Source organism: Moorena sp. SIO2C4, from assembly GCF_010672485.1.
In the GTDB taxonomy this organism is placed as follows: Bacteria; Cyanobacteriota; Cyanobacteriia; order Cyanobacteriales; family Coleofasciculaceae; genus Moorena; species Moorena producens.
Window position 1 is genome coordinate 1 of the sequence record NZ_JAAHGN010000267.1, and the last position, 7839, is coordinate 7839.

A 7839-nucleotide genomic window follows, 5' to 3' on the forward strand; every position below is an offset into this window, starting at 1 on the left:
TCCCTGAAAGCGGGACGAAGTCCATCGCGTTCAACCTTCAACCAACAAACCTTCAACATTAAACCTTAAACCTATGAATTAACCTTCAACTATCCAAACGTCACCACACTACGAATCGACTCACCCTTATGCATCAAATCGAAGGCATCATTAATTTGTTCCAAGGGCATGACATGGGTAATCATATCATCAATATTAATCTTACCTTCCATATACCAATCGACGATTTTAGGAACATCGGTGCGTCCTCTAGCTCCCCCAAAAGCTGTACCTCGCCAGACCCGTCCAGTCACCAGTTGAAAAGGTCGAGTATTGATTTCTTCTCCAGCACCTGCGACACCAATAATAATAGATTCACCCCAACCTTTGTGGCAGCATTCTAGAGCTTGGCGCATCACCTTCACATTACCAATACACTCGAAACTATAATCAGCGCCCCCTTTAGTTAAATCAATAATGTAAGGGACTAAATCTCCCTCTATTTCATTAGGATTGACAAAATCGGTCATCCCGAATTTTTCAGCAAGTTGTTGTTTTTTGGGATTAATATCAACACCTACAATTTGGCTAGCACCCACCATCCGTGCGCCTTGGATTACATTCAAACCAATTCCCCCGAGTCCAAATACCACGACTCTCGAACCTGGTTGAACTTTAGCGGTATTGATCACAGCACCAATACCCGTTGTAACTCCACAACCGATGTAACAAACTTTATCAAAGGGAGCATCTTTGCGGATTTTTGCTACTGCGATTTCTGGCAGTACGGTATAGTTAGCAAAGGTGGATGTCCCCATGTAATGATGGAGCATTTTGCTATCGACAGAGAAGCGACTGGTACCATCGGGCATCAAACCACGTCCTTGGGTATTCCGAATCGCCTGACAAAGATTGGTTTTACCACTTAAACAGTATTCACACTGACGGCACTCAGGGATATAGAGGGGAATCACATGGTCTCCTACCTGGACGCTAGTCACCCCTTCACCCACCTCAACGACTACACCTGCTCCCTCATGTCCTAGAATGGCTGGGAATAGTCCTTCTGGATCTGCGCCAGAGAGGGTATAGGCATCAGTATGGCATACTCCGGTTGCTTTAATTTCCACCATCACCTCACCCGCCTTAGGTTCGGCTACCTGAACCGTTTCAATGGATAAAGGCTTGCCTGCTTCAAAAGCTACTGCGGCTTTGACCTCCAAAATCGACTCCTACTTGGTTCTATCAACTGACCTATTCTATTGAAATATTCTGGCTTTGGATAGCAAGCAAAAGAGGAGGTACACAGGATTTTTACCTGTTCCCGAATCCCGAATCCCGATTCCCGATTCCCGAATCCCGATTCCCGATTCCCGATTCCCGATTCCCGATTCCCTAAAATCCAGAATGTACCTTACCTATTGCTCTCAAGCCAACCCGCGTTAATTAGGGATCATATTATTGTACAATTAAAAAAACAACAAATAGTATAATTTTTCCCAGGTTTTGGGGTAATTGACGGAATAAAAACTCATGGCAGCTGAAAGAATTGTGCTCTTATCCAGTAGAGAAATAGCTAAAATGCGTCTTGCTGGACGCTTAGCCACTGCACTGTTAGACCATTTAGAACCCATGGTTAAGCCAGGGGTAAGCACCCTAGAGATTAATGATGAAGCTGAGCGCTGGACAAAAGAGCATGGGGCAATCAGTGCTCCCTTAGGCTACCAGGGCTTTCCTAAATCTATCTGTACCAGTATCAATGAAGTTGTCTGTCACGGTATCCCTAACGGGAAGCAAATCCTTAAAGATGGGGACATCATTAATATAGACGTAACACCAAAGGTGGATGGATATCACGGGGATACCTCTAGAACCTTTTTTGTTGGTACCCCCTCACCCCTAGCAAAAAAGCTGGTGGAAGTTACTGAAGAATGTATGATGCGGGGCATTGCTGAGGTCAAGCCAGGAGCAAGGGTTGGCGATATTGGTGCTGCTATCCAAGAGTATGCCGAGTCCAACGGCTTTTCCGTAGTGCGAGACTTTGTTGGACATGGGATTAGCAAGATTTTCCATACAGCTCCCCAAATTCCTCACTATGGCACCCGAGGGAAAGGAAAACGCCTCCGGGCTGGGATGGTTTTCACTATCGAGCCCATGATTAACGAAGGTACCCACGAAGTGGAGATATTAGCTGATAAGTGGACAGCTGTAACACGCGATCGCAAACTTTCTGCCCAATTTGAACACACTATAGTTGTCACCCCTGACGGTGTAGAGATTCTGACATTGCCAGAACAAGAAATCCAGAGTAAATCTGCTTAAGTCTCAATGGACATTTAGTGAAAATCGAGCTTAAACTGTGAGATATAAGCAATAAAAGCAGGCACACTATCTGGGTAACAATTCTTAAGAGTATTTCTAAAGAAAGTTAGCCTCCTGCTCAGGAAATTAGCAAGTGGTGAACCCTCTCATGGGTGACACCGCCGTTTTGCTGTGTTCTTAAGCGTTTTGGGTAATCCTAAATTATGGCAACTCTATACGTCAATCCAGCTACTGGAAGTGATAGCGCTGATGGTAGCGAATCTACGCCCTTTAAAACTATTACTAAAGCCTTCGATTCAGCTGGATCAGGTGACCAGATTCAACTAAAACCTGGTACTTATAATACAGCCAGTGGTGAAACCTTTCCGCTGAAAGCTCCCTCTGGTGTAAAAATTATAGGGGATGAAGCCAACAAAGGCAAGGACATCTTAATTGAAGGCAACGGATTGTTCAACACCCGTTTCGGTGGTGGTCAAAACGTGACCCTTATCCTAGCTAAGGATACCGACCTCAGGGGAGTAACTATGACCAATCGTGAGCGCCGAGGCACTGGGGCCTGGATTGAGTCTGGTAGCCCTATCGTTGCTAATTGTACCTTCAAAGAGTGCAATCGTGAAGGGGTTAATGTCACTGGTGAAGCCACACCAGAAATTAAAGATAATAATTTCATTGGTAGCGGTATAGAGGGCCAAGGGATATCGATTACCAGGGATGCCAAAGGGAACATCCAAGGGAATACCTGTAAAAAAATGGGTAATGGCATTGCTGTTGATAGTAATGCAGCGCCAAGGCTGGTCGAGAACCAAACCTCTGAAAACATATTTGGGATAGTGGTTTCTGGGGACGCTCGACCGATACTGCGTAAGAATCGGATTGAAAACAACGAAAGATTTGGTCTGTCAGTTTCTGGCAAGGGTTTGCCAGATTTGGGAACCGCAGGAGACCCAGGGGAAAACGTACTGCGTAACAACGGTGAGTTTGATTTAAAAAATTACACCACGGTTAAGCTGATTTCAGTGGGCAATTTTTTAGTTGCCTCAAAAGCCAGTGGTCCGGTTCAAATTGATGACGCGATCGCTGAAGTTCCTAATCCTGTCGACCCTGTCGACCCTGTCGACCCTGTCGACCCTGTCGACCCTGTCGACCCTGTCGACCCTGTCGACCCTGTTGACCCTGTTGACCCTGTTGACCCACCTAAAAAGTTAACGGATATTGGTGGTCACTGGGCAGAGGATTTCATCGAGGGATTGTACAGTAAAGGGTATATTAGTGGCTTCCCTGATGGCACCTTTCAGCCAGAGAAAACAATGACCCGTGCTGAATATGCGGCCTTGTTGGTAAACGCTTTCAATCCTTCAAATAAAAGGGAGGCCAAGGATTTCAGTGATGTTGCTTCCAAGTATTGGGCTTACGAAAAGATTAAACAAGCCTATCGTGGTGGATTCCTCTCTGGCTACCCTGGGGGGACATTCAAACCCACAGACAAGGTTCAGCGTGCCCAAATAATTGTTTCACTGGTGAATGGGTTAGACTTAACGGCTGCCAGTCCCAATGCCTTACAAGCCTACGATGACAGCGGTTCCATTCCTACCTACGCTATTGAAGCTGTCAAAACCGCAACCAAAAAAGAAATTATCGTAAATCACAGCAATCTCAAACAACTCAACCCCACTCGCAATGCTACCCGTGCTGAAGTATCTGCCATGGTTTATCAAGCCTTGGTGGATGCTAATAAAGTCAGCGCTATTACTAATCAATATATTGTTAAATTTCCAGACGACGGGATACCCACATTCGCAGACATTCAAGACCACTGGGCGAAAGAGTTTATTCAGGAATTGTTGTCAGAAGGTATGATTTCAGGTGTTGACAACAGTAACTTTAAACCTGATGATAAGATCAACCGTGCTCAATATGCGGCCTTGATTAGCAAAGCGTTCAACCCTTCACCGAAAGCGGAAAGGCCAGCTAAGGAATTCAAAGATGTCGGTGATGGGTCTTGGGCTAAGGATGCGATTCAAAAAGCCTATCGCGGTGGATTCCTATCTGGCTACACTGATGGCAACTTCGGACAGGCCGATAATGTTAAGCGAGCGGATGTGATTGTTTCCTTAGTAAATGGCTTGGGTTTAAACGAATCAGACCCCAATGCTTTGGATCTCTATGATGACAAAGACAAGATTCCCAGCTATGCCAAAGATCAAGTCATAACGGCTACTAAAAAACTGATTGTGGTGAATTCCCCTGACCAGAGGAAGCTCAATCCTGTGCGTGAGGCTACTCGTGCTGAGGTAGCTGCGATGGTTTATCAGGCTTTGCTGGATCAGGGCACACTAACCGCTGCGGTGAATAGTGAGTACATTGTCGTTTGTTGATTTATGGTTTGGACTTGACCACGCTTATATCAACTAAATCTTTCTGAAAACATCGGTAGCCTGCTGAGTGCAGGCTTTTTTTTGTATAGCGCCATAAATGTAAGCGATTGACCTAAAGTCACGCTACGCGATGCTCCAATGGAGCCGCTAAGCGAACGCATTTGGATTTAGCTATCAGCTATCAGCTAAAGGCTGACAGCTGATAGCTTACCAGAGAAGAGGGAACAATGATTGTCAAAGAACCGATCAGAGGTACAAATCATGCAGAACAATCCTAGAGCGATGCTCTTTGAGAGCCGCTACGCGATCGCTTACAGTCAATTTTATTCCCCCTACTCTCTACTCCCTACTCCCTGCTCCCTGCTCCCTAAAACCCAGGAAGAAAGTACCTCACAGCACTTGAGAACTCCTATAGTTCACATCACTACCAATTCAGCAATTCCCTTGAGGATCCTAAGCACATTATACCAGTCATTGCCACGATAGAGGGTAAACTCATCGGAAAGAGCATACATCGGTCTACCGGATTTGGTTAGTTTGAACGCACCCCACCCAAATCGAAGATTATGGGTGGGGATTCGTGCGCTTAAAAGTAGCTAGACTCCTAAGCGTCCCCAGGACAATCGGCGTTCTCGATGTGCCGTTAGAACTTTTGCTATCGAACACCCATAAGAAATGCCTATCTCCTACAATTACGGAATACCAGTATCTGGCCCCGATATTATAACTAGCATTTAGATCGGCATGATACCGTTTTCCTGTAGAAAATTTGGCAAGTGAATAATTGATTTTACTTCTCAAGACTTTACCGCTACCATCGAAAGCTACCGCACTGGTGTATTTAGGGTTAATTGTTTGAACAACCCCACCTACTTCCGTCCACTTATCGTTAATAAGCTCGCCGATTTTGCTATGGCACCATAAATGAAACTTCTGTTTCATCAATGACCCTTTCTTACCTGCTTTAGCTTTCCAGCCAAAGAGATTTTCTAATACGATTACTTTTACTCCATGTAACAAGGCAAATTTAACAATCTCTCTGGCTACCGTTCTGCCAATCTCCAAATTTAGATTAGAAGACTTGCGTTCAAGACCTTTACAGAAACCTCTTGGTAATTTTTTCCCGGTTATGTTACTGGTTTGTTTTGCCTTTTTGGCAATTTTCATTCTCCGTCTATTGCGACAGTCTATGTCTCTGGCGGGATTGATAAATTTTCTCGCCTTTACAGTACCATCGCGACCTACGATAGCTGCTACAGCAGCGTTATTGATTCCTAAATCTACACTACATATATATTCTGCCTCCTGCCTCTCCACTTGCTTTACCTCGACTGGCATGGATAGTTGACACTTCTTATTGTCGATTACAAGAGCAGGCGAACACAGTTGATTTCCTTTTGTTAAATGTCTATTACCTCCATGTTTCTTGACTTTTATATTTTTTAGCCAGACCCAATCAGTTCCATCCCAGACCTTTATGTCTACTGTGCCATAGTTCACCCCATATTTAATTTGCTGACCTTGATATAAAGCTGGATAGCTTTTGCACATAGCCGTTAAACGAGGGGGTAATGCCTGACGATGTTTTCTAATGCCTGACTGCCACTCTCTATAACGAGTCTGAAAGCTAGAAACTATCCCAATAGCGTCAGCTATAGCTGCTCTTCTTAAATAACTAGGAAACTTTCTAAAAGAAGGATTTTTATCTAAAACTTTTTGATAATAGTTATGTTTAGGAGCTGGATTTTTTGCTGTGGCATGAATCATTTTCTCCACAGCATTTATCCGTTCTGTAGAAGACAGAGTAGCTAGTTTAGCCCATTGAGCGTTGAATATGAGAACTAGAGGCGTTAGGAAGGCACGGTACTCATTGACAGTTAGTTGCATCTGGTGCTTTTGTTCTTGTGTTGCCACAAGGCTCCAAACGTCCGTCCGCATCAGGTCAGCCTCCTTTTTCTTTTTCTTTTTAGTTCTCCTGTTACTTCTTTTTTTGCTCATGGGCTTGGGTTTAACGAACCGTCTACACTTGGTCTACCAGTTATAATCTTAGTTGTCAAGACGGTTAAGAAAATTTTTCTATGCTACCGCTAAAAACCCTCAGCAACAGTGCGTTTCGGCTTATATATCACTTTAATCAGAATCGAGCTTATACTCAAACAACTTCTTGGGAAGTGGGAGTGCGATCTAGTAGAGTTTGTTGGTGTTGCTGACCATGTACATATTCTCTTTGAAGCACACCCGTCAGTAGGATTGTCGAAGCTAGTTAATAATGTTTTGACGGTTACTTCTCCTAGGCTACGCTTCAAGTTCGCGGAGCATTTATCTAAGTTCTATTGGGGATCATTACCTCAATTCTGGTCTGGCAGTTATGCAATCATTAGTGTAGGAACACAAGGGCCTATGACCGTTTGATTGCTGATTGAGTACGTAAAAAACCAAGAGACCCCTGAATAAGGACGCTGCGCGATGTTTGTTGGTTTCGCTTACCCCACCCAAATCATAGATTATGGGTGAGGACTGCGCGAAACATTTTGTTCAAAAACCGGAAATTAGTGCCATTAGTCACCAATCCAAAACTAGGGCGCAACTGATTAGGATTAGCCATCATGTAGGTCAATGCCTGAGGAATTGCTGACTTGAGAGAGAAACCAGCTTGTTTCGATTCAATCGCTAATACCCAACTAAACAGGTAAGGGGTCTCCCGTTATACCCGCGCTTCATGGGCGGGAGGGGAATTACCTGACGGGGTCTCTTGGTTTTGGTATGATAGATTGATGGCGGTTGGACTGCCGCTCAATGGCTGTGGTAAATCGATACAGGATATCGAGGAACAGTAAGTCTCATTCGTGAGTAAGAGCGCGCCTACATCATAATCTTTGATTTGATGTAGGAGTAGTCACAACTGCTCTTGTAGCACCAACACATCAATACGTCCCCGCAGGATTTCGTGCTCCTCAACAGCGGCAATTTCTATTGCGGCCTCTGTCTTGAGGTGAAAGGGAGAACCATAAAAACCCGCTAGTCCTAACAAGGGAGACAGCACTACCATTTTGACAATGTCTTCCACCATCGGGTACTGTTCCAGGTATAGCATGTGAGCCTTAACTTGCTCTAAGGACTGCCTTTCAGTGTCGGTAAGTTCTGGTAACTCGTCCTGCCACTC

At 44.6% G+C, this 7839-nt stretch carries 7 protein-coding genes and 1 pseudogene; 5 read left to right on the forward strand and 3 right to left on the reverse strand.

Annotation, left to right across the window (positions count from 1 at the left end):
• Positions 1–89 precede the first annotated feature (89 nt).
• On the reverse strand, positions 90–1202 hold the full coding sequence (locus tag F6K20_RS15640) for an S-(hydroxymethyl)glutathione dehydrogenase/class III alcohol dehydrogenase (protein WP_287252254.1): 1113 nt from the start codon (positions 1200–1202) through the stop codon (positions 90–92).
• 55 nt (positions 1203–1257) lie between these two features.
• On the opposite strand from F6K20_RS15640, the gene F6K20_RS15645 reads away from it, so the two are divergent.
• The 4 genes from F6K20_RS15645 (at position 1258) to F6K20_RS15660 (ending at position 5162) form a co-directional block, all read left to right on the forward strand.
• Positions 1258–1425, forward strand: coding sequence for a hypothetical protein (locus tag F6K20_RS15645; RefSeq protein WP_287265718.1), 168 nt, complete (start codon positions 1258–1260; stop codon positions 1423–1425).
• 87 nt (positions 1426–1512) lie between these two features.
• Positions 1513–2301: a type I methionyl aminopeptidase gene (map, locus tag F6K20_RS15650; protein WP_008181613.1), complete on the forward strand. Its 789-nt coding sequence runs from the start codon at positions 1513–1515 to the stop codon at positions 2299–2301.
• 203 nt (positions 2302–2504) lie between these two features.
• Positions 2505–4676, forward strand: coding sequence for an S-layer homology domain-containing protein (locus tag F6K20_RS15655; RefSeq protein ID WP_287295254.1), 2172 nt, complete (start codon positions 2505–2507; stop codon positions 4674–4676).
• 261 nt (positions 4677–4937) lie between these two features.
• The gene (locus F6K20_RS15660) at positions 4938–5162 is read left to right on the forward strand and encodes a hypothetical protein (RefSeq protein ID WP_287295256.1); all 225 of its coding nucleotides are present in this window, start codon (positions 4938–4940) and stop codon (positions 5160–5162) included.
• 78 nt (positions 5163–5240) lie between these two features.
• Here the strand turns inward: F6K20_RS15660 and F6K20_RS15665 are convergent, their stop codons facing one another.
• Complete coding sequence (locus tag F6K20_RS15665; protein ID WP_287295258.1) at positions 5241–6674, reverse strand: IS200/IS605 family accessory protein TnpB-related protein; 1434 nt, start codon at positions 6672–6674, stop codon at positions 5241–5243.
• A gap of 108 nt (positions 6675–6782) precedes the next feature.
• Between F6K20_RS15665 and tnpA the strand changes: the two genes are divergently transcribed.
• Positions 6783–7088, forward strand: a complete 306-nt coding sequence (gene tnpA / locus F6K20_RS39965; RefSeq protein WP_008181621.1) for an IS200/IS605 family transposase — start codon at positions 6783–6785, stop codon at positions 7086–7088.
• 484 nt (positions 7089–7572) lie between these two features.
• Here the strand turns inward: tnpA and F6K20_RS15670 are convergent.
• Positions 7573–7839 (reverse strand): annotated as a pseudogene (locus tag F6K20_RS15670) (restriction endonuclease subunit R); the annotation flags it as partial.